Below are 25,891 nucleotides of genomic sequence, written 5' to 3'. Positions count from 1 at the left end.
ACCCGAAGGTGTACGGCTCTCTCGTTACTCAGTTCTTAGAAGGACTGATCCGGGGATCAGATCGGGCGGATGTTCTCCGCCTGCAGGCCCTTCTGGCCCTGGGTGATCTCGAACTCGACGCGCTGGTTCTCGTCCAGCGAGCGGAAGCCCGAGGTCTGGATGGCGGAGTAGTGCGCGAACACGTCCGCGCCACCGTCATCCGGGGTGATGAAGCCGAAGCCCTTGTCAGCGTTGAACCACTTAACGGTACCGACAGCCATTGTTGTCTATCTCCTTGATGGCTTGTAACAAGACGCGATCCACACCTCATGAACCGCGTGTCGCCGAAAGGCCCCAGACGACGAAACCGGCCGTACAGCACAGCAAAAGTCAGTGGGAGTCCAAAACTGCAACGCGATAACTGTAGCCGATCCAGGGCCTGGTGTGGGGGGTGATCGGGAACACGTGTCGCGGAAAGTCGCCGCTCGCCACGCAGCGTCAATCACCCGTCGTGACGACCGGGCCCCGGCGAACTGGGGTGACGAGACAACGAAACCCCCGCCGACCTGCTGATTCCCCCGGGGCCACCGCTCAGCGGGCGGTTCCGGCGGCCGACAAGGGTGGACAAACCAGCCTGTACGCCGGGTGATCGCCGCGGGCCGGTACGAGATTTCCCCGGCGTGTCGGAGAGCTGGACATCGTCCGGCCAGCGGGCAAGGGTGGCCGGGTGATCCTCAAGGTGGTACGCAGCGGTGGATTCGCCGGATTGATGGCGAGCGGTGAGCTAGATACCTCGGCCCAACCGGACAGCGAACGGCTGGAACAGGTCGCGCGCGGCCTCAGCAGCGCGCAGCTGGGCACAGGGCGCCCGCAGCCCGATCGGTACGTCTACCGGCTGCAGGTCTATGACGCCGCCGACTCGGAGCCCACAGAGCTGATCGTGGCCGAACAGGACCTGGACGCAGACACCGCCTGGCTCCTGGACCGGATCCTGCAGTCCTAGAGCCAGGCGGTGCGACTACGAAGTAGCTACTAGCGCCAGTTGATCTCAGGCGCGCGGTAGAAGTTGACGCTCAGTGCGTCCCATCGCGAGCCCTGACCGCCCAGCCGCTCCCTGTATGCCGTCCAGTCGAGTGCCGAAGCCTGCGACCAGCCCAGCTCGGCGATGCCCGGCAGCCGCGGGAACGCCATGTACTCGAGCTTGTCCAGGTCATCGAGCGTCTCGGTCCACAGCGGCGCCTCGACCCCGGCGATCGCGCTCTCCGGGAGGTTCGGGATGAGCGTCGACGGGTTCCAGTCGTACGCCGTCTTCACGTCGACCAGCGCGGCCCAGTCCTGACCCCACGGCGTACTCGCGTCGTACTTCATGTCCAGGTAGGCCCGGTTGGCCGGCGACATGACGACCTTCGCGCCCTGCGCCGCTGCCTTGCGGGCCAGCTCCTGCGACCGGGCGTCATCCGTGCCCCAGTACTGCGCGATGCTGCCGGGCGGCAGTGGTGCGTCGGCGATCTCCTGCCAGCCCATCACCCGCTTGTGCTGCTTGGTGACCAGTGCGGCCGCCTTCGGGACGAACTTCAGGTAGTCCTCGTGCGGCGTCGAGTGCGCCTCGTCTCCACCAAGGTGGATCACGTCACCAGGGGTCTGCTGGGCGACCTCGCGGAACACGTCGCCGAGGAAGTCGTAGGTGATCGGCTTGTCGATGCACAGAGTGCTGAAGCCGACCTCGGTGCCGGTGTAGAGCGGCGGGGCGACCCCGTCGCAGTTCAGCTCGGCGTACGACGCGAGGGCGGCGTTGGTGTGGCCGGGAGTGTCGATCTCGGGGATCACCTGCAGGTAGCGATCGGCGGCGTACCGGACGATCTCCGCGAACTGGGCCTTGGTGTACGACCCACCAGGCGTCCCGGTGGTCTCCAGGCTGCCGCCGTACGTCGTGAGCCGCGGCCAGGAGTCGACCTGGATCCGCCAGCCCTGGTCGTCCGCGAGGTGCATGTGGAACTTGTTGACCTTGTAGAGCGACGCGAGGTCGATGTAGCGCTTGACCTCGGCCACCGAGAAGAAGTGCCGCGAGACGTCGAGCATGACGCCGCGGTAGCCGAAGCGCGGCGAGTCGGCGATCGCAGTACCGGCCAGCGTCCAGGGACCGGCCTGACGGGTCTTGGCGTCGGCCTTGGCGGGCAGCAGCTGCCGGAGCGTGGTGACGCCGCGGAAGAGGCCTTCAGGAGTCGCAGCCGTGACGCTGAGGCCCTTGCGGTCGACCCGCAGTTGGTATCCCTCGGCGCCGAGCGAGGCCGGGCCGTTGGTGGAGAGCTTGATGTCGGTCACGCCAGGCACCAGCGGTACTACGGGCAGCGGATAGCCCGTGGAGCGGCGCAACTGGGCAGTGAGCAGCTCGGCGACCTTCTGGGCCGCACGGCGCTCTTTGGAGGTCGAGGCGACACCGACGACGCTCCACGGCTTCAGCGAGTAGTCCTGGCCGGCCAGCGCTTGCTGTGACGACGGCTTGGGGATCAGCGCGGGACCGGGAGCAGCGGTCGGCTGTGCGGCGGCAGGCGTGGACAGGGCGATCAGGGGAGTCGCTAGCAAGGCGGCGGTGAGGACGCCTACCAGCGAGACCCGACGACGAGGGCGGGCGAGTCGTGTCATGACGGGAAGTGTTCGTCTGCTCACACTCAGAGTCAAGATCTTTCAGCAAACTCCTTGCATTACTCACCCGTACCGCGCTGCGGTGGCGACCGCCTGTCCGACATACGACCCACCGAACAGCACCACGTGCACCAGTAGCGGGTGCAGCTGATGCAGCCCAGCCCGCTCCCGCCAGCCGGCTGCCAACGGGTGAGCCTCGTCGTACGCCGCCAGCACGCGCTCCAACTCAGGCAGCCCGAAGACCGCGAGCATGGCGAGGTCAGTCTCCCGATGCCCACCATGCGCCGCCGGGTCGATCAACTGAACACCATCCGGCGTCCAGAGCACGTTGCCCGACCACAGGTCTCCGTGGATGCGGCTTGGCGGCTCCGGTGCCTCGTCGGCGACCTTGCGGCACACGCGGTCGAAGAGCGCCCGCTCGCGATCGTCGAAGGCTCCGCTGTCGTAGGCCAGGCGCAGGTACGGCTCAAGCCGGTAGGTCACGTAGAACTCGGCCCATGAGTCCACGGGTGCTGGGGGATGCGGCAGGGCAGCGTTGCCGATGTAGCCGTCGCCTGTCCAGCCGTCCGGCGGTACGCCGAAGTACGCGGCGCCGGCGGCGTGCGTGATGGCCAGGCGTCGGCCGAAGGCTTCCGCGGCTGCAGCGGTCGGGGGTGCGGCCTCCAGACGCGGCAGGACGAGGCGACCGGGGGAGACGTCCAGGGGCTGGACGACTGGTACGCCGTTCGGGACGGCCAGCCAGCGGAGGCCGGCGGCTTCGATCTCGAAGAAGCCGGGTGGGGCGTCGGGGCGTTCCTTCACGAATTGCGCGGCGGGCATGAAAGGCACTCTGCCAGCGGGCGGAATTCGTGACTGCTCAACAAGGCGTGTCGAAAGATGCGAAGTGTCGGTCCGACCTGTCATTGTTTGCGGCCGGGCCTCCTGCCAATGCGGGCCCGAAGTGCTTAAATACGGAACTTTCCTGAACAGGAAGCTGGAGGTCAGATGACTCAGGTGGCAGAGCAGCCGGGCACCAGTGCCGGGCGGCTCGGCTCGGTGGTGCTGGACTGCCCGGACCCCCTCGAGCTCGCCCGGTTCTACTCGACGCTGTTCGGCCTGGAGGTCGACGAGCACGGTGACAACGACTGGCGGAGCCTGACCGGCCCCGGGTCGACGCTCGGCTTCCGGCGTTCGGAGGACTACGTGCCGGCCACCTGGCCGAGCATGGACGCGCAGCAACTGCACCTGGACCTGATCGTCGAGGACCTGGCCAGTGGTCACGCCACGGTCGTCGCCCTCGGTGCCGAACCGCTCGACCCGGTCGACGCGCCGCCGGCCGAGAACGAGCGCGGCTGGCGGGTCTACGCCGACCCGGCCGGCCACCCGTTCCGCATTTGCCTGGAGTAGCCGGCTAGCTCCGTTCCGGCCGGACAGCCGCGGCCCCCGACGTACTGGGGGCCGCGGCTGTCAGCTGTTCACCCCCGTTCCTTGAGGCATTGAATGGGTATTGGGATCGCATGTTCGACGGATTCGAGCAGTTCGAGCTCAAGACCACCGGTACGACGATCCGCGGCCGCCGCGGCGGCTCCGGCCCGCCGGTGCTGTTGCTGCACGGGATTCCCGAGACCCACCTGATGTGGCATCGGGTCGCGCCGGTGCTGGCGGAACACTTCACCGTGGTCGCCGCCGATCTGCGCGGCTTCGGTGACAGCGGGAAACCGCCGAGCGATGCCGAGCACTTGCCGTACAGCATGCGGGCGCTGGCCCAGGATCAGGTCGAGGTGATGGCCGCGCTGGGGCACGAGACGTTCAGCGTCGTCGGGCATGACCGGGGAGCGCGCTGCGGCTACCGGATGGCGCTCGACCATCCGGACGTGGTGACGAAGCTCGCCGTACTGGATGTCGTGCCGACCGGCGAGGTGTTCGATCGGGCGGACAAGCGGTTCAGCCTTGGCTACTGGGTCTGGTCGTTTCTGGCCGCGCCCGAGCCGATCCCGGAGACGCTGATCGCGGGAGCGCCCGACGTACTGGTGAACCACATGCTCGACGGCTGGTCGGAGGTGCCTGACGCGTTTCCGGCGGAGGTGCGCGCGGAGTACATCGCGAAGTTCCGGGATCCGGAGACCGTGCATGCGATCTGCGAGGAGTACCGGGCGGCGGCGACGCTGGATCATCAGCATGACGCGGACGACCGGAGGCGCGGGCGGCAGATCAGTTGCCCGGTGCTCGCGCTGTGGGATCCGGGTGGAGCGGTTGGTACTTGGTACGACCCGCTGAAGCTGTGGGGTGAGTGGGCGACGGATGTCAGCGGAGGGCCGGTCCAGGCCGGCCACTTCATGGCGGAGGAGGCGCCGGCCGAGACCAGAGAGCGGTTGCTGGCCTTTCTGGGAGATTGACAACACCTTGTCAAAATGACAAGCTGTTGTCATGACCACGAACGAGAACGCCATCGTCCACCTCGCCGTCTACGACACCCTGGCCGACTGGGAGTACGGGTTCGTCGCCGCTCACATCAACAACGGCGCCTGGCACCGGGCGCCCGGCCGATTCAAGATCCAGACGGTGAGCGTGGGGCTGGAGCCGATCACCACAGCGGGTGGGCTGCGCGTGCTGCCCGACTCGGTGCTGGCCGAGCTCAAGCCGGAGAACAGCGCGATGCTGGTCCTGCCCGGCAACGACCTCTGGCCGACTGAGGCCTATCAGCCGTACGTCGAGAAGGCGCGTGAGTTCCTCGATGCCGGCGTACCGGTCGCGGCGATCTGCGGAGCCACCGGCGGGCTGGCGATGGCCGGACTGCTGGACGATCGCGAGCACACGAGCAACGCGGCCGCATTCCTGGACAGCCTTGACGGTTACAAGGGATCCGAGCTTTACCGCGACGAGCATGCGGTGACCGACCGCGGGCTGATCACGGCGAGCGCCAACGCGCCGGTAGAGTTCGCGCGGGCGATCTTCGCGCAGCTCGACGTGTACCAGCCGCCGGTGCTGGACTCCTGGTACAAGCTCTACGGCGATCAGGACCCGGCCGGGTACTACGAGCTAATGTCCGTGTGATGAATCGCGACCAGGAACTGCTCGCCGGCGCCGCGCTGACGGCGTTCAAGCTGAACGGTCAGTTCCTCGAGCTGGCCGAGCATCTCGCTCGGCCGGCCGGCGTGACCGCGGCGTGGTGGCAGGTGCTCGGCGCAGTACTGCGTGAGCCGCTGTCGGTGTCGGCGATCGCGCGCGAGATGGGCATCACGCGCCAAGCAGTGCAGCGTACTGCGGACGTGCTGGCCGAGCGCGGCTTCGCGGAGTACCGGGACAACCCGGCGCATCGCCGCGCGAAGCTGGTGGCGATCACGCCGGAGGGACGCGCGGCGATCAACGGCATCAGCCCGCACCACGCTCGCCACGCCGCCGAACTGACGGCCGTTATGGGCCCTGAGCAACTAGCTGAGGCCGTGGAGGCGCTGACTAAGCTTTCCGCGGCGCTGGATGCTCTCGATCTCTCCGACTGAGGTCAGCGGCCGGCAGCGCGGCGGAGCCGAGCAAGGCCAGCTTGTCGGCGGCCTCCGTGTCCGGGTCGGGGTGGTAGACAGCAATGACCAGGTTCTCCGCGCCGCTGACGATGAGCTTCTCGCGGTTGAGGATCAGCTCGCCGACCTGAGGGTGAGCGAACCGCATGGCGGCGCCGCGGCGACGGCGTACGTCGTGGCGGGCCCAGAGTTCGCGGAAGCGGGCGCTGGCCAAGGACAGCTCGCCGACCAGTTCGATGAAGCGCGGATCGTCGGTGTCGGTGCCGACCGAGTCGCGGAAACCGGCGATCAGCCCGGCGGTGGCCAGCTTCCAGTCCGGGAAGAGCGCCTGCTCGGCGGGGTCCAGGAACACGTCCCGGAGTCTGTTGCCGCCGACAACGAGTCTCGGTGAGAGAGCGGTTGCTAGCGAGTTCGCTGCCAGCACGTCGAGGTAGCGGCCCTCAACGAAGGCCGGCAGGGGGAGTGCGGCCACGAGCTTGACGATCCCGGCCGGGACGGTCTCCTTGCGCGGTCGCGGACGGCGGCGCGGCTTGTCGGCGGCAAGGGTGAGCAGGTAAGCCGTGGTGTCGTCGTCGAGACGTAGTACGCGGGCGATGGCTTCGAGAACCTGTACGGAGGGATTGCGATCCCGTCCCTGCTCCAGGCGGAGGTAGTAGTCGGCGCTGATCCCGGCGAGCATCGCGACCTCCTCCCGCCGCAGGCCGGCCACCCGTCGTACTCCGATCGCCTGAATCCCTGCCTGCTCAGGGCTCACCAGCTCCCGTCGGGCGCGAAGATAGTCACCTAGGGCATTCGGCTCGGTGCTCATGCCTCCACGGTAAGCCGAGCGGGTGCGCGCTCCCATGGTCCTGACACTCCCAGGATCGAGAGGGTCCTGGTAGCTGCCCGTAGCGGTCGCGATGCTGGCCGCATGACCACTCAGCAACGCGTTCTCGTGACCGGCGGCTCCGGCTTCATCGCCGGTCACTGCATCCTCAAGCTCCTCGACGAGGGCTACCTGGTCCGTACGACGATGCGATCGCTCGACCGCGAGGCTCAGTTGCGTTCCGTGCTGAGCCAGGCCGGCCACGAGCCCGGTGACGCACTCACCGTGGTGGCGGCCGATCTCGAGAGTGACGCCGGCTGGGCCGAAGCAGTCGCCGGTTGTGACCACGTGCTGCACGTCGCCTCGCCGCTGCCGCACGGCATCCCCGACAACGAGGACGACGTGATCCGCCCAGCCCGAGAAGGCGCTCTCCGCGTACTCCGCGCCGCCCGCGACGCCGGCATCAAGCGAGTCGTCCTCACCTCGGCGTTCGGCGCCATCGGCTTCGGCTACGGCCGGACCGATCACCGGTTCACCGAGGACGACTGGTCGATCCTCGACGGCCCAGGGATCAACGCCTACAACAAGAGCAAGACCTTCGCCGAGCGGGCGGCCTGGGACTTCGTCGCCACCGAGGGTGGCGGGATGGAGCTCGTGTCCATCAACCCGGTCGCGGTGTTCGGGCCGCTGTTGAGCAGGTCGGTCTCCGGCGGCAACGACGTCGTCCGCCGGATGCTCGCCGGGGAGCTTCCCGGGTTTCCGGACTTCTGGTTCCCGATCGTCGACGTCCGCGATGTGGCCGCCGCGCACGTGCTGGCGATGACCACCCCCGAGGCCGCCGGGAAGCGCTTCATCATCGGCAGCGGCGAGGGGCTCACGATGAAGCAGATCGGGTTGCTGCTCAGGGATCGGCTCGGGGCCAAGGCCAACAAAGTGCCGACCCGCTCGATCCCGACCTTCGTGCTGCGGGTCGCCGCCCGGTTCAACCCGGGTATCGCCGAGATCGCGCCGATGCTCGGCATCACCAAGAACATCAGCACCGACCTGGCCACCGGCGTACTCGGATTGAAGACGAGAAGCCCCAAGGAGGCGGTGCTGGCCACCGCGGAGAGCATGTTCGACCGCGGCGTCGTCTGACCCATCAGGAAGTTCCGGAACCAGTCTGGGGGAACGTTCCCTTGACAGTCGTTCGTTCACGGCCCAATCTCTGAGAGAGCGCTCTCTAGACCCTGCAGGATGCCGCCCCGTCCACTCTCCTGATTGGTTCCTCCATGCACATCTCCCCGTTGGCTGGAGCGCGCTCTCCAGCCGTCCTCCGGCGTTGGCTGATCCTGGTGTCGGCCGCGCTGCTGATCGCCACGACGCTCGCGTTCGTGCCTGGCGGCAGAGCTCAGGCTGCCGCCACGCTGCTGTCGCAGGGCAAGACCGCCACCAGTTCGAGCACCGAGAACGGTGGCACGCCCGCCTCGGCGGCCTTCGACGGCAACCCCAGCACCCGCTGGTCCAGCGCCGCAGCTGACCCGCAATGGCTCCAGGTCGACCTGGGGACGACCTCGGCCATCAGTCAGGTAGTGCTCAACTGGGAGGCGGCGTACGCGAAGTCCTTCCAGATCCAGACCTCCGCCAACGCCGGCGGCCCGTGGACCTCGATCTACACGACCACCACCGGTGCCGGTGGCACCCAGACCCTCAACGTGACCGGTAGCGGCCGGTACGTCCGAATGCTCGGCACCGCGCGTGCCACCGGCTACGGCTACTCGCTCTGGGAGTTCCAGGTGTACGGCGGGAACGACGGCGGCCCGACCGCCTGCGGCACCGCCAACGCTGCCCAGGGCAAGACCGCCACGGCATCGAGCACCGAGAACGGCGGCACACCGGCCTCGGCCGCCGTCGACGGCAACTCCGGCACCCGCTGGTCCAGCGTCGCGGCTGATCCGCAGTGGATCCAGGTCGACCTGGGCTCGACCCAGACGATCTGCCAGGTCGGTCTGAGCTGGGAAGCGGCGTACGGCAAGGCGTTCCAGATTCAGACCTCCGCCAACGCGGGTGGCCCGTGGACCTCGATCTACACCACGACCACCGGCACGGGCGGTAACCAGACCCTCGACGTGACCGGCAGCGGCCGGTACCTGCGAGTCAACGGAACCCAGCGCGGCACGGGATACGGGTACTCGCTGTGGGAACTCGTCGTCCGCACCACCGATGGAGGAAGCGGCCCGGTGATCCCACCGACCGATCCACTGAACCCCGACCTCGGCCCGAACGTCGACGTCTTCACGCCGGCCACCCCGCAGGCGCAGATGCAGGCCCGGCTCGACCAGGTCGCGGCGCTGCAGCACACCAACCAGTTCGGCACCGAGCGGAACGCGTTGCTGTTCAAGCCGGGCACCTACACCGCTGACGTCAACCTCGGCTTCAACACCCAGGTGGCCGGCCTCGGCCTCTCGCCGGACGACGTCAACATCAACGGCCACGTCCGGGTCGAGGCCGACTGGCTGCAGCAGGGCGACAACCCGAACAACAAGCAGAACGCCACCCAGAACTTCTGGCGCTCCGCGGAGAACCTGGCCGTCACGCCTCCGAACGGCCAGATCGAGCGCTGGGCGGTCGCCCAGGCGGCGCCGTACCGGCGGATGCACCTGAAGGGCGCGCCGGAGATCCAGCTCTGGAGCGGTGGCGACGGCTGGGCCAGTGGCGGTCTGTTCGCCGACACCAAGATCGACGGCCGGGTCGTGTCGGGTTCGCAGCAGCAGTGGCTGTCGCGGAACTCGGAGTTCGGCAGCTGGGCCGGTTCGGTCTGGAACATGGTGTTCGTCGGGACCAACGGCGCACCGCCGCAGAACTTCCCGAACCCGTCCCACACGGTGGTCGGCACGACCCCGCAGATCCGCGAGAAGCCGTTCCTGTACGTCGACGGCGCGGGCAGCTACAACGTCTTCGTCCCCGCCCTGCGCTCGAACACCGCCGGCACCAGCTGGTCGAACGGCCCGGCCGCGGGTTCGTCGATCTCGCTCAGCCAGTTCCTGGTCGCCAAGCCCAGTACGCCGGTCGCCACCATCAACGCGGCGCTCGACCAGGGCAAGCACCTGCTCTTCACGCCCGGCATCTACCACCTCGACCAGAGCATCAAGGTCACCAAGCCGAACACTGTTGTGCTCGGCATCGGTCTGGCCACGCTCACCCCGGACAACGGCTCGGCGGCGATCCAGGTCGCCGACGTGGACGGCGTCAAGGTCGCCGGTCTGCTGATCGACGCCGGCCCGGTGAACTCGCCGGTCCTGGTCGAGGTCGGTCCGGCCGGCTCCAGCGCCAACCACGCGGCCAATCCGACCTCCCTGCACGACGTGTTCGTCCGCATCGGCGGCGGCTCCCACCTCGGCCGGGCCACGGTCAGCCTGCAGGTCAACAGCAACAACGTGATCGGCGACCACATGTGGCTGTGGCGTGCCGACCACGGTGCCCAGGTCGCGTGGAACCTCAACACCGCGGACACCGGTCTGGTCGTCAACGGCGCGAACGTGACGATGTACGGCCTGTTCGTCGAGCACTACCAGAAGTACCAGACCCTCTGGAACGGCAACGGCGGCAAGACGTACTTCTACCAGAACGAGATGCCGTACGACGTCCCCGACCAGGCGTCCTGGTCCAGCGGCGGCGGCACCCGCGGCTGGGCGGCGTACAAGGTGGCGAACGGGGTCACCAGCCATGAGGCCTGGGGCGTCGGCGCCTACTCGTTCTTCCAGACGAACCCGTCCATCGTGGCGGACCGGGGCTTCGAGGCCCCCGACACCGCTGGAGTCCGGTTCCACGATCTGGTGACGGTCTCTCTCGGCGGCGTCGGCACCATCGCCAACGTCATCAACAACACCGGCGGTACTGCGAACGCGGCCACCCAGCAGCGCTACGTAGTCAACTACCCCTGACAGCGATTGGTTGCCCCCTGACCTGATAATCAGGGGGCAACCAACCCAGGGGAGAGACGCTGTGACCGACGACCAGACCACCGCCGCACCGACGACCGGCTACGCCCCGGTCAACGGCCTGGAGATGTACTACGAGATCCACGGCGAGGGCGGTACGCCGCTGCTCCTGCTGCACGGCGGGTTGTTCAACATCGATCTGCAGTTCGGCGCGCTGCTCCCGGGGCTGTCCGAGAACCGTCAGGTGATCGCGGCCGACTTCCAGGGCCACGGCCGGACCAACGACATCGACCGGCGGCTGCACCCGGCCGACCTGGCCTCCGACGTCATCGGCCTGCTGGCCCACCTCGGGCTGTCGCAGGTCGACGTCTTCGGGTTCAGCGTCGGCGGCGCGGTCGCCGTGCATCTCGCGATCCGCAATCCCGAACTGATCCGCAAGGCGATCTTCTCGTCGGTGTCGTACGCCCCTGAGGGCAACCGGGTCGAGGGCGACGGCGCGCCGATGGAGTTCAAGGTCGAGATGATCGCCGGCACGCCGATGGAGGCGGAGTACCTGGCGAAGTCGCCGCACCCGGACCTGGAGCACCTGCAGGTCCTGCTGGACAAGATCGGCGCCTTCGACGCCTCGGTCGACGTGTGGTCCGACGACGACATCCGCGGCATCGCGGCGCCGACCCTGATCACGGTCGGCGACTGCGACATGTTCAAGCTCGACCACATGGTGAAGTTCCTGCAGTTGCGCGGCGGCGACGTGAACGGCGACTTCGTGGGCGTGCCCGCGTCGCAGCTCGCGGTGTTCCCGGGCACGACCCACTTCAACGGCCTGGCGCGCACCAACCTGGTGCTGGACGTCGTCACGACCTTCCTCGACGCGCCCCTGCCGACCCCGGCAGCCTGACGCTAGGCCGTGTTCAGCGCCTTCCGGATCCGCTTGTCGGAGACCGGGTACGGCGTACCGAGGGTCTGCGCGAACAGGCTGATCCGGAGCTCCTCCAGCATCCACCGCACGTCGAGGAGCTCCGGACTCGGGTACTTGCCGGTCGGTACTGCGCGCAGCCGCTTGTGATACTCGTCCGTCAACGTCTGCACGATCGCCATCCCGGAGCGGTCGCGCATGGCGTTTGCGCCGATCTTGTCCAGCCGCTGCTCGATCCCGCGCAAGTAGCGGGCCAGGTCTGGGAGTCGCTTGGCGCCCGCCTCGGTGATGAAGCCGCGGTGGACCAGCGCCTCCAGCTGACCCCGTACGTCGGACAACGCCGCGAGCAGCGCCGGGCTGGACGAGCGGGAGATCAGCTTGTCGACCGTTCGTGCGTTCGCCAGCACCTGTTCGACCTGCTGCAGGATGGTCAGCACGGTGTCGGCGAGATCCGACCGGACCGCATCGCGCAGGAACGAGAACGCGGTCAGGTTCCAGACCGGGCCACCGGCGGCCGCCATCAGCTGATCGATCGCCGCCGAGATCGCGTCGTCGAGCAGGTCGCCGACGTTGCGGTGCGGACCGGCCATCAGCGTCATCTTCTGCTGGTTGGTCAGGTTGCGCTGGACCACGTCGATCACCGACGGCATCGTCAGCAGCAACAGCCGGCGGGTGCCGTTCCACATCGCGGCGGCCTGGTCGCGCTCGGTCTCCTGCAGCCGGATGGCGACACTCTTGCCCTCGTCAACCAACGCCGGGTAGCCGGCGATGGTCAGGCCGTTGCGGTGCTCGGAGAAGCTGCGCGGCAGATCGCCGAACGTCCAGTCGGTCAGGCCGGACCGCTCCAGCCCGCTGACCGCCTTCGAGGCGACCTGCGAGATCGCGGCCTTGGTCTTCGGCTTCAGCCGCTCCTTCAGGGCCGCGAGATCCTTGCCCTCGGCCACCGTCTTGCCGTGGTCGTCGACCACCCGGAACGTCATCCGCAGGTGCTCGGGCACCCGGGACCAGTCCCAGTCGTCCTCGTCGATGACGACGTCGCGGAGCAACCGCAGCTCGCGGGCCATCGCGTCGACCAGCGGACCCGAGGCCGGGTCGAGCTGGGGGAGGATCTGCCGCGCGTGGTCCGGCGCCGGCACGATGTTCCGGCGAATTGCCTTCGGCAACGACTTGATCAGGGTGGTGACCAGCTCCTCGCGGAAGCCCGGCACACTCCACTCGAAGCCGTCAGCAGTGACCTGGTTGAGCACCAGCAGCGGCAGGTGCACGGTGACGCCGTCCGCGTCGGTGCCCGGCTCGAAGGCGTAGGTGAGGTCGAAGGTCATCCCGTTCTGGGACCAGGTGAGCGGGAACTCCTCTTCCTTGACCTCGGCGCCTTCCCGGACGACCAGTGAGCGCTCGAAGTCGAGCAGGTCGTGGTCGCGCTGCCGGGCGGTCTTCCACCAGGTGTCGAAGTGCCGCCCGGTGACGACCTCGGCGCCGATCCGCTCGTCGTAGAAGGCGAACAGCGTCTCGTCGTCGACCAGCAGGTCGCGTCGCCGGGTCCTCTCCTCGAGCTCCTCGACCTCCTCGATCAGCTTGCGGTTCTCGTGGAAGAACTTGTGGTGGGTGTCCCAGTCGCCCTCGACCAGCGCGTGCCGGATGAACAGCTCGCGGGACACCTCGGCGTCCACCACGCCGTAGTTGATCTTGCGGTGGGCAACGATCGGTACGCCGTACAGGGTGAGCTTCTCGTAGGCCATCACCGCGCCGGCCTTGCGTTCCCAGTGCGGTTCGGAGTACGAGCGTTTGATCAGGTGCTGGGCGAGATCCTCGGCCCACTCGGGCTCGATCTTGGCGTTCACCCGGGCCCACAGCCGCGACGTCTCGACCAGCTCGGCGGCCATCACGAACTGCGGCGGCTTCTTGAACAGCCCGGAGCCGGGGAAGATCGCGAACTTGGCGCCGCGGGCTCCGATGTACTGGTGCTGGTTGGCCGGGTCCTTGAGGCCGAGGTGGGACAGCAGGCCGGACATCAACGAGATGTGCACGGCTTGCGGGTCGGCGGCCTCGCCGGAGTTGAGCGTGACGCCGATCTGCGCGGCGACCTGGCGGAGCTGGGCGAAGATGTCCTGCCACTCGCGGACCCGCAGGTAGTTGAGGTACTCGCTCTTGCACATCCGGCGGAACTGGTTGCCGGACAGTTCTTTCTGCTGCTTCTTGAGGTAGTTCCACAGGTTCAGGAAGCCGAGGAAGTCGGAGCCCGGGTCGCGGAACCGGGCGTGCGACTGGGTGGCCTGCGCCTCGGCGTCGGTCGGGCGTTCGCGCGGGTCCTGGATGGAGAGCGCGGAGGCGATCACCATCACCTCGCGGACACAGCCGTGCTTGTCGGCCTCGACGATCATCCGGGCCAGCCGTGGGTCGAGCGGGATCTGCGCGAGCTGCCGGCCGACCGGGGTGAGCCGGCGGGTGCGGTCGGCGGCCTTGGCCGAGTCGATCGCGCCGAGCTCGGTCAACAGCTGGAGTCCGTCGGTGATGCTGCGGTTGTCCGGCTCGTCGATGAACGGGAACGCCTGGATGTCGCCGAGGCCGATCGCGGTCATCTGCAGGATGACGGAGGCCAGGTTGGTGCGCAGGATCTCGGGGTCGGTGAACTCCGGGCGGCTGTCGAAATGTTCCTCGGAGTACAGACGGATGCAGATACCGTCGCTGGTCCGGCCGCAGCGGCCCAGGCGCTGGTTGGCGCTGGCCTGCGATACCGGCTCGATCGGCAGGTGCTGCACCTTGGTGCGGTGCGAGTAGCGGCTGATCCGGGCGGTGCCGGGGTCGATCACGTACTTGATGCCGGGGACGGTCAGCGAGGTCTCGGCGACGTTGGTGGCCAGCACGATCCGCCGGCTGGAGCCGTGCGAGGAGAAGACGCGATGCTGCTCGGCGTTCGAGAGCCGGGCGTACAGTGGCAGGATCTCGGTGTTGCGCAGGTTGTGATCGGCCAGCGCGTCGGCGGTGTCGCGGATCTCGCGCTCGCCGCTGAGGAACACCAGCACGTCGCCGGCCGCCTCGCCGCTGAGCTCGTCGACGGCGTCCAGGATCGCCTGGGTCTGGTCGCGGTCGATCGTGCTCGGGTCGTCCGGGTCGTTGATCGGCCGGTACCGGGTCTCGACCGGGTAGGTGCGGCCGGAGACCTCGACGATCGGCGCGGGCTCGCCGTTGGCGTCGGCGAAGTGCTCGGCGAACCGCTCGGGGTCGATCGTCGCTGAGGTGATGATCACCTTGAGGTCGGGACGGCGGGGGAGCAGTTGCTTGAGGTAGCCGAGGATGAAGTCGATGTTCAGGCTGCGCTCGTGCGCCTCGTCGATGATGAGCGTGTCGTAGCGGCTCAGCTCGCGGTCGCGCTGCAGCTCGGCCAGCAGGATGCCGTCCGTCATCAGCTTCACCAGAGAGCGCTCACTGACCTTGTCGGTGAACCGTACGGCGTACCCGATGGTCTCGCCGAGTTCGGTGCCGAGCTCCTCGGCGATCCGCTCGGCCACCGTCCGCGCGGCCAGCCGGCGGGGCTGGGTGTGCCCGATCATGCCGCGGAGGCCACGGCCGAGTTCGAGGCAGATCTTGGGGATCTGAGTGGTCTTGCCGGATCCGGTCTCACCCGCGATGACCACCACCTGGTGGTCACGGATCACGGCGGCGATGTCGTCCTTGAGCTGACTGACCGGCAGCTCTTCGGGATACGTGATCTCCGGTACGGCGAGCCGGCGCCGCTCGACCCGCTGCTCGGCCTGCTCGATCCGCGCGGTGATGTCGGAGAGCGCGTTCTCCCGCTTGTCGTCCTGCAGCCCTCGCAATCGTTCGAGCCGCCGCCCGAGCTGCTCGCGATCGGTGGCGCTCAGGCCTTCGAGTCGGGAAGCGAGCTCCGCGACACCCGCAGTACCAGCTGTGGGAGTGCCGGCAGCACCACCCGGCTTCTTGCGGCGGCGGCGAGGACGACGGGGGCGACCGGGATCCTGGGAAGGACCGGTAGCTGGGGTAGGACTCTGCGATTCGGTCCGGGCATCAGGCATGTCACCGACCAGTTTAGGCGGCTCGGGCCAACCGCTCACGCGGTTTACCCGGGATCAGCAGTTGCGGTAGATGCCGGCCAGCTGATCGCGGGTGAGCGGCGGCTCCGGCAGGGGATGAGCGGCGGGTGTCTGCAGACCGTCGAGGATGAGGGCGAGGTGCCGCTGCCAGACCGTCGGACTGGTCGCGGCGGTCGCCTCGATCGTGCGGGTGACGGACCAGGTGATGAAGGCCATGTCCTCGAGGGTGAAGTCCGGCCGGAGCCGTCCGCCGTCGCGGGCACGCTCGACGATCTGGCTCATCAGGTCATAGCCGCGCAGCTGATCCTCGGTTGGCTGCTCTGTGGTGGGTGCGCCGCCGCGGCCGGCCAGTTCGTTGTAGCCGCGATCCGCGGCCTGCAGTTGGCTCACCTGCTGCACGAAGTAGACGAACCCGTCCCAGGGATCATCCAGCCCGAGCGCGTGCTCGGCGAGCACCCCGACCGTCTCCACCCGGTCGGCGAAGGTCGCGCGGACGAGGTCGGCGCGAGTCGGGAAGCGGTTGTAGAGGGTGCCGATGCTGACCCCGGCCTGCTTGGCGACGGCTTCGAGCGCGACATCGAGACCACGCTCGGCGAACACCTGCTGAGCAGCCTGGATCAGCCGCTCGCGATTGCGTTCGGCGTCCTTGCGGAGCGGGGCAGTGGCCATGGACAGGACTCTAGCAAAGTTGACGATCTCCTCAACTTAGCCTTAAGTTGAGGAGAGGCTCAAGTTTCTTACGAGAGGATCGTTCATGGGCGTCATTGCTGTACTCGGGGTGGGGCCGGGGCTCGGGATGTCGATCGCCCGGCGCTTCGGGCGAGAGGGGTTCACCGTGGCCCTGGTCTCCCGTCAGGCCGCGCGACAGGCGGCGTATCAGGAGAGTCTGCGAGCGGACGGCATCGAGTCGCGGGCCTTCCAGGCGGATGTCCGCGACCCGGTCGGGCTGCGGAAGGTGCTGGCGGCAATCACCGACGACCTCGGGCCGATCGACACCGTGTACTTCGGTCCGGTCGCGATGGAGCCAGGCGCCGGACCGATGCCGATCACCGAGGTCGACGCGGCGGCGGCGCGAGAACCGTTCGAGACCCTCGTCCTGCCGGCGATCGAACTGGTCAGCGCAGTACTCCCGGACATGCTCGACCGCGGTACCGGCGCGATCCTGATCCCCGGTGGGCTGAGCGGCAAGTACCCGATCCCGATGCTGGGCCGGCTCGCCCCGGCATCAGCAGCGCTCAGGATGTACGTCCTGACCCTCCATGAAGCCCTGAAGGATCGCGGGATCTACGCCGCGACGCTCACCATCGGCGGCCTGATCCAAGGCGGGGACATCCACGCGGCCGTGACGCGGCACTTCGCGCAGTCGGAGGCCGAGCCGCCCGCGAGTCTCGATCCGGCCGAGATCGCGGAGACGGCCTGGAGCATGTACGTCGGCCGCGAGCTGCCCGAGAGCGAGTTCAGCACGCTGCCGATCCCGGCCTGATCAGTCGTCGCGGGACGACGGGACCTTCACCGCGAGCACCGGGACGGGGGATTCGAGCAGCACCCGCTGGGCGGTGCTGCCGAGGATGAGTTTGCCGACCGGGCTGCGCCGGCGCAGCCCGAGGACAATCAGGGTGACGTCGTTCGCCTCGGCTGCCTTGAGCAGTTCGGCGGCGACGTCGCCGGTGCCGACCGCCTGCTGGATCGTCACCTCGACGCCGCGCTCGCGCAGCCGCTGCTCGGCCGCGTCGAGCTCGGCCTGGTTCGCGTAGCGGGAGTCGATGTAGGCGTCACCGCGGCTCGTGTTCAGCAGCAGGACCGAGGCTCCGCGCAGCTCGGCTTCGGCGGCGGCGGCCTCGAGTGCGGCCTCGCCTTCGGGCGTCGGCACATAGCCCACCAGGATCTTCACGATCCCCACTCTCTCATCACTGGACCCATCAGTCGTCCTCACCGAAGGTCAACCGGTCGCGACCGGCCTCCTGACCGCGGAGCCGGGCGACGATGCGCGGCAGATACGGGACGAACAGGGCAAGCACGGTCAAGATGATGATCACCAGGCTGAGCGGTCGGGTGAAGAAGACACTCGCGTCGCCGTTGGAGATCACCAGTGAGCGGCGGAACTGCTCCTCCATCGTCGGCCCGAGGATGACGCCCAGGATCACCGGCGCGATCGGGAAGTCGAGTTTGCGCATGAAGAAGCCGGCCACGCCGATCAGCAGCGCCATCAGCACCTCGTACCCCGAACCCGACAGCGAGTAGACGCCGAGGCAGGCGAAGACCAGGATGCCGGCGTACAGCAGCGGCCGCGGCACCTTGAGCACCTGGACCCAGATCTGGATCAGCGGCAGGTTCATGATCAGCAGGATCAGGTTGCCGATGTAGAGCGACGCGATCAGCGTCCAGACCAGCGTGCCCTGGTCCTCGAACAGCTGCGGGCCGGGCTGCACGTTGAAGATCTGGAACGCGGCCAGCATCACCGCGGCGGTCGCCGAGGTCGGCAGTCCGAGGGTCAGCAGCGGCACCAGTACGCCGGAGAACGACGCGTTGTTGGCGGCCTCCGGACCGGCGACGCCTTCGATCGCGCCGTCGCCGAACTCGTCGGGATGCTTGCGGCCCGCCTTCTTCGCCCGCCGCCGCTCGATCGTGTAGCTAAGGAACGTCGGTACTTCGGCGCCGCCCGACGGGATCGCCCCGAACGGGAAGCCCAGCGCGGTACCGCGCAGCCACGGCGCCCACGAGCGTTTCCAGTCGTTCTTGCTGAGATACCCGGTGCGGAGCCGGCCCTTCTCCAGCACGGCCGGCCGGTCCGGCGTACTGCGCAACTTCGATGCCACATGCAACGTTTCGCCGATCGCGAAGAGTCCCACGATGACGATCACCACGTCGACACCGTCGAGCAGCCGCAGCGTGCCGAAGGTGTAGCGCTGTGCTCCGGACAGACTGTCGAGCCCGATCAGCCCGATGAACAAGCCGACGGTCAGTGACAGCAGCCCGCGGATCAGCGAATGGCCGACCAGCGCGGTGACCGCGACCATCGCCAGCAGCGTGATCGCGAAGTAGTCGGTGGACTGGAACTGGCTGGCCAGGTTGCCGATCGGCTTGGCGACGAAGGTCAGCAGCACGGTCGAGATGGTGCCGGCGATGAACGAGCCGATCGCCGCGGTCGCCAGGGCGGCGCGGGCCCGGCCCTTGAGTGCCATCTTGTGGCCCTCGATCGCGGTCGCCACCGAGGCCGACTCGCCGGGGGTGTTGATCAGGATCGAGGTGGTGGAGCCGCCGTACATGGCGCCGTAGTAGATCCCGGCGAACATGATGAAGGCGCCGATCGGATCGGAGAAGTTGAAGGTGATCGGCAGCAGCAGTGCGATCGTCAGCGCCGGCCCGATCCCGGGCAGGATGCCGACCAGCATGCCGAGGGTGACGCCGAGCACTGCCCAGAGCAGGTTCATCGGGTGCAGAACGGTGCCGAACCCGTGCAGGAGATCGCCGAAGACGGCCAGGGAGATCACAGTCCCAACACCCCCTCCGGCAGTGAGATGTCGAGGAACTGGGTGAACGAGATGTAGACGATCACCGAGATCACCACGGCGACGATGATGTCGCGGGGAATCTGCCGGCTGCCGAGCACCCGGGCCGCGGCGAAGAACAGCAACGCGGTGGCGATCAGGTAGCCGAGCGGCACCACCAGGAACGCGTAGAGCACCAGCAAGCCCGAGATGGTGACGGGCTCGAACCAGCTGCGGTCGGCGTTGTTCTTGGTGCGCGGAGAACGGAGTCCCTCGATCAGGTAGCCGATCGAGAGCAGCAACCAGGCAGTTGTCACCAGCAACGGAAAGAACCGCGGCCCGGCCGGATCCAGCCCCTTCGGACTGCGGATGTCGAACACGCCCACCAGGAACGTGCCGCTCAGCACCACCAGGACGACGGCCGCGATGATCCGCACCAACCGCGACGCCTCCACCTCGACGTCGGAGGTCTTCACCGGTTCTTCGGTTGTGCTCATATGATCCCCAGCTCCTTCAGCAGGGCCTCGACCCGAGTGGTCTCGTCGGCGATGAACTTCTTCGCGTCGTCGCCGGTCTTGTAGAAGTCGGTCCAGCCTTGCTTCTTGCGGATCTCGGCCCACTCAGGGGAGTCGTTCGTCTTGGTGACGAACTCGATCAGGCGTTGGCGGTCGGCCTCCGGGATGTCCGGCGGGGCGATGATCGCGCGCCAGTTCAGTACCTCGGCGTCGTACCCCTCGGACTTCATCGTCGGGAGCTGCTTGCCGGCCACGGTCATCGGCTCGGTGCCCGAGGTGGCCAGGACGCGCATCTTGCCGGCGGTGATCTGCTCCTCGAACTCGCTCAGCCCGGAGATGCCGACCGTGACGTCGCCGGACAGGATCGCGGCGGTCGCCTCGCCGCCACCGGAGTACGAGATGTACTTGACCTTCGAGGGGTCGCCGCCCGCGGTCTTCACCAGGGTGCCCGCGGTGATGTGGTCGGTGCCGCCGATCGTGCCGCCGCCCCAGCTGACCGAGCTCGGGTCGCCCTTGTACTTGTCCACCAGGTCCTTGAGGGACTTCAGGGGCGAGTCGGCCTTCACCACGAGCACTTCCTGCTCGGCCGTGATGGTCGCGATCGGGGTGGTGTCGGAGATGGTGATCTTGGATTGGTTCAGGGTCAGCGCGCCGACCATCACCAGGCCGGTGATCATCAGCGTGTGCGGGTCCTTGCGGTTCTTGGTGACCAACTTGGAGATGCCGACGGCGCCGCCGGCGCCGGTCACGTTGACCACCGAGACCGATCGGCCGGGCAGGAAGTCGTCTTCCTGGATCACGTGCTGGAGCTGGCGTGCGGTCAGGTCCCAGCCACCGCCGGGGGCGGCGGGGACCATGATCTCGACGTTGCGGGACGGGAAGTCGCCGGCGACGCTGCCGCCCTCCAGGGCCGAGCAGCCGCTGAGCAGCAGGCTCAGGCTGACCCCGGCGGCGACGATCGACGATCGCGGCATGTGGGTACCTCCTCGGAGAAAGGCTTGACCGGGAATTTAGCAGCATTCCATCAGGAGGTACAGAGATTCCGTTCCGCGGACCGGCAGGTTATCGTCGGAGATACCTGCTGGAGCGGAAGGGGTGTCCGGATGGATGTCGAGAGCGAGCTGCCCGGAGTGCGCAGCGTGCACCGGGCGCTGGATCTGCTCGAGCGCTTCGACGACGAGCACCCGCACTGGACCCTGGCCGAGTTGACGGTCGCGAGCGGCCTGCCGAAGACGACCGTACTGCGGCTGGTGACGACACTCGAGCAGCGTGGACTGGTCGCCTCGACGGGTCCCGGGCGCTACGCGATCGGGCCGGGCTTCCTGCGCTGGTCGCGGCTGAGCAGCGCGAGTATGGAGATTCCGCCGGCCGTGCGGTCAGCGTTGAATCGGCTGGCCACCGACACCGGTGAGACGGCGAATCTCTACATCCGAGTCGGGCGGACCCGAGTCTGTCTCGCGCAAGCCCAAGGGACGTTGAGCGTGCGGCACACGATCGCGCTCGGTTCGGCGCTGCCGTTGTGGGGCGGCGCCGCATCGCGGGTGTTGCTGAGTGATCCGCCGGTGCTGGCCTCGGATCCGTCGGTGATCGACGATGTCGCGGCCGAGACACCGCAGGGTTTCGAGTTTGGCAAACGGCTCAGGCTTGCTGCAGTACAGGCGGGGGAGCGGGGATACGCCGTGACTCACGGAGAGCGCGAGCTGGGTGCGTCCGGGGTCTCCGCGCAGGTACTCCGGTCCGACGGGCGGGTGGTCGCCGCGGTCGGGGTCGGTGGGCCGACGACGCGATTCAACGACGAGCGGTTGCCGGGCTACATCGCCGCGGTACGCCGTTGCGCGGCGGCCATCACCGCCAGTGGCTGGAGCGGTTTCAGTGCATCCTGATCTGCTCGCCGGGGTGCGGGTGCTGGACCTGACGAACGTCCTGGCCGGGCCGTTCGCGGGGTACCAACTGGCGTTGATGGGCGCCGAGGTGATCAAGGTCGAGGTGCCGGGGGCGGGCGACCTGGCCCGCAGTCTGGGGGCCGACGAGTCGCTGAGCGCGGCCGGGCTGGGGGTCTCGTTCCTGGCGCAGAACGCGGGGAAGCGCTCTCTGACGCTGGACCTGAAATCGGCTGCGGGGAAAGAGGTTTTCGAACGGCTGGTCCGTGAGGCCGATGTGTTGCTGGAGAATTTCCGGCCGGGCGTTCTGGAGCGGCTCGGCTTCTCTTGGCCGACTCTGCGCGAGCTGAATCCGGGGCTGGTGTACTGCGCGGTCTCGGGCTTCGGGCAGACCGGACCGATGCGCGGGCGGCCGGCGTACGACCAGATCATTCAGGGAATGTCCGGGATCATGAGCGTGACGGGAACGGCGGAGAGCGCGCCGACCCGGACCGGGTTTCCGATCGCGGACACGTTGGGTGGTTACGCGGCGGCGTTCGCGATCTCGGCGGCGCTGGTGAAGCGCTCCGGGACCGGGATCGGGAGCTTCCTCGACGTCTCGATGCTGGAGACGGCGATCGCGGCGATGGGCTGGGTGGTGTCGGACTTCGTCATCGGCGGACGTGAACCGCGGGCCATGGGCAACGAAAACGTGACCTCGGCGCCGTCGGGCACCTTCGAGACCGCGGCGGGAGCGCTGAACATCGCGGCGAACAAGCAGGAGCAGTACGTCTTGCTGTGTACGGCTCTGGGGCGCTCTGATCTCCTCGAAGATCCTCGCTTTGCAACGCGAGAGTCTCGCAAGCGGCACCGGCTCGAACTCAAGACCGAGCTGGAGAGAACTCTGAGAACGCGTTCCGCGGCGGAGTGGGACGAGTTGCTGGCCGGGAGCGGAGTACCGGTCGCGCCGGTGCTGACGGTCGAGCAGGCACTGTCGCTGGACCAGATCGCTGAGAGACAACTTCTCCATCAGGTCGAACTGCCGGGTGGCGAGCGTTCTCTCCGCGTTCTCGGCAGCAGCGTGCAGGTTGACGGCGCGGCGGTGGGGCCGGGGAGGCGGCCGCCGGGGTTGGGTGAGCACACGGATGAGATTCTCTCCGAGCTCGGCTACAGCGCCGAGGAGATCAGCGAGCTTCATGAGCGGGGAGCGGTATGAGTGACAAGGCCCAGCAGGCCGCGGACTGGTGGGGTACGTCGATCACCGACATCCGGCCGGGCGAGATCCGGTTGCGCGGTTACCCGATCGAGGAGTTGATCGGCGGGGTCAGCTTCCCGCAGATGATCTGGCTGATGGTGAACGGCGAGCTGCCGACCGAGGACGAGGCCAGGCTGCTCGAACTCACGCTGGTGGCGGCCGTCGACCACGGATCTCAGGCTCCTTCGATCGCAGCGGCGAGGATGGCCGCGTCCTGCGGACTCGCGCTCAACAACGCGATCGCGACCGGGGTGAACCTGCTCGGTGACGTCCACGGTGGCGCCGGCCAGCAATGCATGGAGGTTTTGCATCAGCTCAAGACGTCGGTCGATCAGGGGGAGTCGCCGACCGCGGCGGCCCGCGCGCTCGTTGCGGAGTACAAGGAACGGAAGGCTTTCATCCCCGGCTTCGGTCATCGCTTCCATCCGCTCGATCCGCGACGGGATCCGCTGATGCACGCGATCGAGCGGGCAGCGCGCGACGGCATCGTCGAGGGTCACTATCTGGAAGTCGCGCTGGCCCTGGAGTCCGTGCTGGCTGAGGGCTCCAAGCCGATCCCGATGAACGTCGACGGCGCCACCGCGACCATCTACGCCGAGCTCGGCCTGGCGCCGGAGCTGGCCCGTGGTCTGTTCGTGCTCTCGCGTTCGGTCGGCCTGCTCGCGCATGCCCGAGAACAGCAACTCGATCCCACCCGGATCAAAGGCCCGCTGCCGAAGAGCATCACGCCGACCTACACCGGCGCGCCACCGCGAAGCTTGCCGGAAGCTTCACCGACGGACGGCCATCCCTGAGGCAGAATGACGAAATGCCGGACGACGAGACCATCACCGAGCAGCGGGTTCGCAACCGCTGGGGCGAGGGCGACCGGCTGCGAGTCGAGATTCTGGAGGGCGCCGGCCGGCTGCTGTCGGAGCTGGGTGGCGAGGACGGCCTGACCATCCGCGGGGTCGCCCGGGAGGTCGGCATCGCGCCCGCGAGCATCTACCAGCACTTCGCGGATCGGGCCGCGCTGATCGACGGCCTGGTGGACTACGAGTTCGGCCTGCTGGTGAAGGCGATGGCCGCGGCCGACGAGAGTCTGGACCCCTCGGACGTGCTGGGCCGGGTGCATGCGCAGGTCAACGCGCACCGCGATTTCGCCGATGCCAAGCCGGGCCACTACCGGCTGCTCTTCGGCAAGGCCACCCGCCGCGCGATCAGCGGCGAGCGCCCGGTCAGCGGTCCGCTGATCGAGGTGTTCACCAGCTTAATCGCTGCCTTCGACCGCTGCGCCGACGGCGGCCACCAGCTAAGGATCCCGAGCCGCCGGGCCGCCTCGCTGGTCTTCGTCAGCGTCTACGGACGCGCCGCGCTGCTGGACGGCGTCCAGCTGGAACACCCGAGTGAAGACTTCCTCGACGACCTCGTGTCGCTCATCTTCGTCTGACCGTCCTCACCAACTGTGACTTGACTCTCACTGTCTGGTGGCACGATCCCGAGTTACCTAACGTTTGTTCAGTAAGAAAACATTCGTTCGGTAACTCTGGGGAGTCGCGATGTCCGAGATCGTGGAGGAAGCACCGACCTATCCGATGGCGCGGGGCAAGTGCCCGTTCGACCCGCCGCCGGAGCTCGACCGCCTGCAAGCCGAGGAGCCGCTGTCCCGGACGAAGTTGTGGGACGGCAGCACGCCCTGGCTGGTGACTCGGTACGACCACACCCGCCAGGTGCTCGCCGACCCGAGGATCAGCTCCGACCCGCGCAACGACGGCTTCCCGTTCAGCACCCAGGCCCAGTCGCAGAACCGGGGGCAGTTCAACGCCTTCATCGTGCGCGACGATCCCGAGCACGCCGCTCAGCGCCGACTGGTGACCGCGGACTTCATGATCAAACGGGTCGAGGCGATGCGGCCGCGGATCCAGAAGATCACCGACGACCTGATCGACGACATCCTGGCCGGCCCGAAGCCGGTCGACCTGGTCGAGGCACTCGCCCTGCCGCTGCCGTCGCTGGTGATCTGCGAACTGCTCGGCGTCCCGTACGACGATCGCGCGCTCTTCCACCGGCTCGGCAAGACGCTGCTGCGGCGCGAGAACACCGCCGAGCAGTCGCAGGCCGCGAACAAGGAGCTGCGCGACTACCTCCGGGACCTGGTGAACCGGAAGAACGAGGGCCCCGCCGACGATCTGCTCAGCCGCCTGATCGTCGAGCAGTTACGCACCGACCAGATGAGCATCGAGGACGTCGTCGACATGGCACTCCTGCTGCTGATCGCCGGGCACGAGACCACCGCCAATATGATTGCCCTCGGCACCGTCGCACTGCTGGAGCACCCCGAGCAGCTCGACGCCCTCCGCGACACCGACGACCCGAAGGTGGTCGCGAACGCGGTCGAGGAGCTGCTGCGCTACCTGACCATCGTCCACAACGGTCGCCGTCGGGTGGCGCTGGACGATCTCGAGGTTGGCGGACAGCTGATCCGCAAGGGCGAGGGCGTGATCGTCGCGACCGAGATCGCGAACCGGGACGAGGAGGCGTTCCCGGATCCGGACAAACTCGACATCCACCGGGCCGCCCGGCATCACGTCGCCTTCGGGTACGGCGTACATCAGTGCCTTGGGCAACCACTGGCCCGGGTCGAGTTGCAGGTCGTCTACAGCACGCTCTACCGGCGGATCCCGACCCTGGCGCTGGCCGTGCCGGTCGACGAGCTGCCGTTCAAGCACGACATGTCCATCTACGGCGTGCACGCGCTGCCGGTCACCTGGTGAAGGAAGTATTGCGATGAAGGTAGCTCTGGATCAGGACAAGTGCATCGGCTCGGGGCAGTGTGTGCTGTCCGCGCCGGAGGTTTTCGACCAGCGTGACGACGACGGTATCGCCGTCCTGCTGGCGGAGACGCCCGAGGCCGACGCCGAGGAAGGCACCCGGGAGGCAGCGCGGATCTGCCCGGCGCTGGCGATCGCGGTCGCGGAGTAGC

General features: G+C 67.9%; 25 protein-coding genes. 15 read left to right on the top strand and 10 right to left on the bottom strand.

What is annotated here, in order from left to right; genetic code table 11:
* Positions 1-56: 56 nt before the first annotated feature.
* A complete protein-coding gene (locus tag AB0P21_RS02915) occupies positions 57-260 on the bottom strand; it encodes a cold-shock protein (protein WP_012921273.1) in 204 nt (67 codons plus the stop codon).
* Positions 261-706: 446 nt separating this feature from the next.
* Here AB0P21_RS02915 and AB0P21_RS02910 point away from each other — a divergent pair, with 446 nt between their 5' ends.
* Positions 707-982, top strand: coding sequence for a protealysin inhibitor emfourin (locus tag AB0P21_RS02910; RefSeq protein ID WP_363693359.1), 276 nt, complete (start codon positions 707-709; stop codon positions 980-982).
* Between the two features lie 29 nt (positions 983-1,011).
* Here AB0P21_RS02910 and AB0P21_RS02905 read toward each other — a convergent pair whose 3' ends face one another.
* Both AB0P21_RS02905 and AB0P21_RS02900 read right to left on the bottom strand, forming a co-directional pair.
* Positions 1,012-2,622: a beta-N-acetylhexosaminidase gene (locus AB0P21_RS02905; protein ID WP_363693358.1), complete on the bottom strand. Its 1,611-nt coding sequence runs from the start codon at positions 2,620-2,622 to the stop codon at positions 1,012-1,014.
* Between the two features lie 63 nt (positions 2,623-2,685).
* Positions 2,686-3,441 (bottom strand): fructosamine kinase family protein, encoded by a 756-nt coding sequence (locus AB0P21_RS02900; protein ID WP_363693357.1) that lies wholly within the window; start codon positions 3,439-3,441, stop codon positions 2,686-2,688.
* 165 nt (positions 3,442-3,606) lie between these two features.
* Here AB0P21_RS02900 and AB0P21_RS02895 point away from each other — a divergent pair, with 165 nt between their 5' ends.
* The 4 genes from AB0P21_RS02895 to AB0P21_RS02880 all read left to right on the top strand — a co-directional run bounded on the left by AB0P21_RS02895 (position 3,607) and on the right by AB0P21_RS02880 (position 6,101).
* The gene (locus tag AB0P21_RS02895) at positions 3,607-4,008 is read left to right on the top strand and encodes a VOC family protein (protein WP_363693356.1); all 402 of its coding nucleotides are present in this window, start codon (positions 3,607-3,609) and stop codon (positions 4,006-4,008) included.
* Between the two features lie 110 nt (positions 4,009-4,118).
* Positions 4,119-4,997, top strand: coding sequence for an alpha/beta hydrolase (locus AB0P21_RS02890; protein ID WP_363693355.1), 879 nt, complete (start codon positions 4,119-4,121; stop codon positions 4,995-4,997).
* Positions 4,998-5,028: 31 nt separating this feature from the next.
* Complete coding sequence (locus AB0P21_RS02885; RefSeq protein ID WP_363693354.1) at positions 5,029-5,655, top strand: DJ-1/PfpI family protein; 627 nt, start codon at positions 5,029-5,031, stop codon at positions 5,653-5,655.
* Positions 5,655-6,101, top strand: coding sequence for a MarR family transcriptional regulator (locus AB0P21_RS02880; protein ID WP_363693353.1), 447 nt, complete (start codon positions 5,655-5,657; stop codon positions 6,099-6,101). Before AB0P21_RS02885 ends, AB0P21_RS02880 begins: the two co-directional genes overlap by 1 nt.
* Here the strand turns inward: AB0P21_RS02880 and AB0P21_RS02875 are convergent.
* Positions 6,058-6,927, bottom strand: coding sequence for a helix-turn-helix transcriptional regulator (locus AB0P21_RS02875; RefSeq protein ID WP_363693352.1), 870 nt, complete (start codon positions 6,925-6,927; stop codon positions 6,058-6,060). The two genes, AB0P21_RS02880 and AB0P21_RS02875, sit on opposite strands and share 44 nt — an antisense overlap.
* Positions 6,928-7,029: 102 nt before the next feature.
* Here AB0P21_RS02875 and AB0P21_RS02870 point away from each other — a divergent pair, with 102 nt between their 5' ends.
* From AB0P21_RS02870 to AB0P21_RS02860, 3 genes are all read left to right on the top strand, one after another.
* Positions 7,030-8,061: an aldehyde reductase gene (locus AB0P21_RS02870; RefSeq protein WP_363693351.1), complete on the top strand. Its 1,032-nt coding sequence runs from the start codon at positions 7,030-7,032 to the stop codon at positions 8,059-8,061.
* A 134-nt stretch (positions 8,062-8,195) separates the two neighbouring features.
* Complete coding sequence (locus AB0P21_RS02865; protein ID WP_363693350.1) at positions 8,196-10,847, top strand: discoidin domain-containing protein; 2,652 nt, start codon at positions 8,196-8,198, stop codon at positions 10,845-10,847.
* Positions 10,848-10,908: 61 nt separating this feature from the next.
* A complete protein-coding gene (locus tag AB0P21_RS02860) occupies positions 10,909-11,742 on the top strand; it encodes an alpha/beta hydrolase (protein WP_363693349.1) in 834 nt (277 codons plus the stop codon).
* A 2-nt stretch (positions 11,743-11,744) separates the two neighbouring features.
* Here AB0P21_RS02860 and hrpA read toward each other — a convergent pair whose 3' ends face one another.
* The gene (hrpA, locus tag AB0P21_RS02855; protein WP_363693348.1) at positions 11,745-15,794 is read right to left on the bottom strand and encodes an ATP-dependent RNA helicase HrpA; all 4,050 of its coding nucleotides are present in this window, start codon (positions 15,792-15,794) and stop codon (positions 11,745-11,747) included.
* Between the two features lie 54 nt (positions 15,795-15,848).
* Complete coding sequence (locus AB0P21_RS02850) at positions 15,849-16,481, bottom strand: helix-turn-helix domain-containing protein (RefSeq protein ID WP_363693347.1); 633 nt, start codon at positions 16,479-16,481, stop codon at positions 15,849-15,851.
* 85 nt (positions 16,482-16,566) lie between these two features.
* On the opposite strand from AB0P21_RS02850, the gene AB0P21_RS02845 reads away from it, so the two are divergent.
* Positions 16,567-17,295, top strand: coding sequence for an SDR family NAD(P)-dependent oxidoreductase (locus AB0P21_RS02845; protein ID WP_363693346.1), 729 nt, complete (start codon positions 16,567-16,569; stop codon positions 17,293-17,295).
* On the opposite strand, the gene AB0P21_RS02840 is transcribed toward AB0P21_RS02845, so the two are convergent.
* The 4 genes from AB0P21_RS02840 to AB0P21_RS02825 are packed head-to-tail and all read right to left on the bottom strand — an operon-like array spanning position 17,296 to position 20,789.
* Positions 17,296-17,703 (bottom strand): universal stress protein, encoded by a 408-nt coding sequence (locus AB0P21_RS02840; protein WP_363693345.1) that lies wholly within the window; start codon positions 17,701-17,703, stop codon positions 17,296-17,298.
* Between the two features lie 28 nt (positions 17,704-17,731).
* On the bottom strand, positions 17,732-19,303 hold the full coding sequence (locus tag AB0P21_RS02835; protein ID WP_363693344.1) for a tripartite tricarboxylate transporter permease: 1,572 nt from the start codon (positions 19,301-19,303) through the stop codon (positions 17,732-17,734).
* Positions 19,300-19,797, bottom strand: coding sequence for a tripartite tricarboxylate transporter TctB family protein (locus AB0P21_RS02830; RefSeq protein WP_363693343.1), 498 nt, complete (start codon positions 19,795-19,797; stop codon positions 19,300-19,302). Before AB0P21_RS02830 ends, AB0P21_RS02835 begins: the two co-directional genes overlap by 4 nt.
* Positions 19,794-20,789 carry a tripartite tricarboxylate transporter substrate binding protein gene (locus AB0P21_RS02825; protein WP_363693342.1) on the bottom strand — a complete coding sequence of 332 codons (996 nt, stop codon included), beginning with the start codon at positions 20,787-20,789 and terminating at the stop codon, positions 19,794-19,796. The genes AB0P21_RS02830 and AB0P21_RS02825 overlap by 4 nt, the downstream gene beginning before the upstream one ends.
* Positions 20,790-20,918: 129 nt before the next feature.
* Here AB0P21_RS02825 and AB0P21_RS02820 point away from each other — a divergent pair, with 129 nt between their 5' ends.
* The 6 genes from AB0P21_RS02820 to AB0P21_RS02795 all read left to right on the top strand — a co-directional run bounded on the left by AB0P21_RS02820 (position 20,919) and on the right by AB0P21_RS02795 (position 25,890).
* Positions 20,919-21,698, top strand: a complete 780-nt coding sequence (locus AB0P21_RS02820) for an IclR family transcriptional regulator (RefSeq protein WP_363693341.1) — start codon at positions 20,919-20,921, stop codon at positions 21,696-21,698.
* A complete protein-coding gene (locus AB0P21_RS02815) occupies positions 21,688-22,890 on the top strand; it encodes a CaiB/BaiF CoA-transferase family protein (protein ID WP_363693340.1) in 1,203 nt (400 codons plus the stop codon). The genes AB0P21_RS02820 and AB0P21_RS02815 overlap by 11 nt, the downstream gene beginning before the upstream one ends.
* Positions 22,887-23,723: a citryl-CoA lyase gene (locus AB0P21_RS02810; protein WP_363693339.1), complete on the top strand. Its 837-nt coding sequence runs from the start codon at positions 22,887-22,889 to the stop codon at positions 23,721-23,723. Before AB0P21_RS02815 ends, AB0P21_RS02810 begins: the two co-directional genes overlap by 4 nt.
* A 14-nt stretch (positions 23,724-23,737) precedes the next feature.
* Positions 23,738-24,358, top strand: a complete 621-nt coding sequence (locus AB0P21_RS02805; protein WP_363693338.1) for a TetR/AcrR family transcriptional regulator — start codon at positions 23,738-23,740, stop codon at positions 24,356-24,358.
* A gap of 109 nt (positions 24,359-24,467) precedes the next feature.
* Entirely contained in the window at positions 24,468-25,682 is a 1,215-nt protein-coding gene (locus AB0P21_RS02800) for a cytochrome P450 (RefSeq protein ID WP_363693337.1), read from the top strand.
* Between the two features lie 13 nt (positions 25,683-25,695).
* Entirely contained in the window at positions 25,696-25,890 is a 195-nt protein-coding gene (locus AB0P21_RS02795; RefSeq protein WP_363693336.1) for a ferredoxin, read from the top strand.
* Position 25,891: the final 1 nt, after the last annotated feature.

Source organism: Kribbella sp. NPDC056861 (assembly GCF_040687575.1).
GTDB lineage: Bacteria > Actinomycetota > Actinomycetes > Propionibacteriales > Kribbellaceae > Kribbella.
The sequence above is the reverse complement of the archived record's forward strand: the minus strand, read 5'-3'. Positions and strand labels throughout refer to the sequence as shown.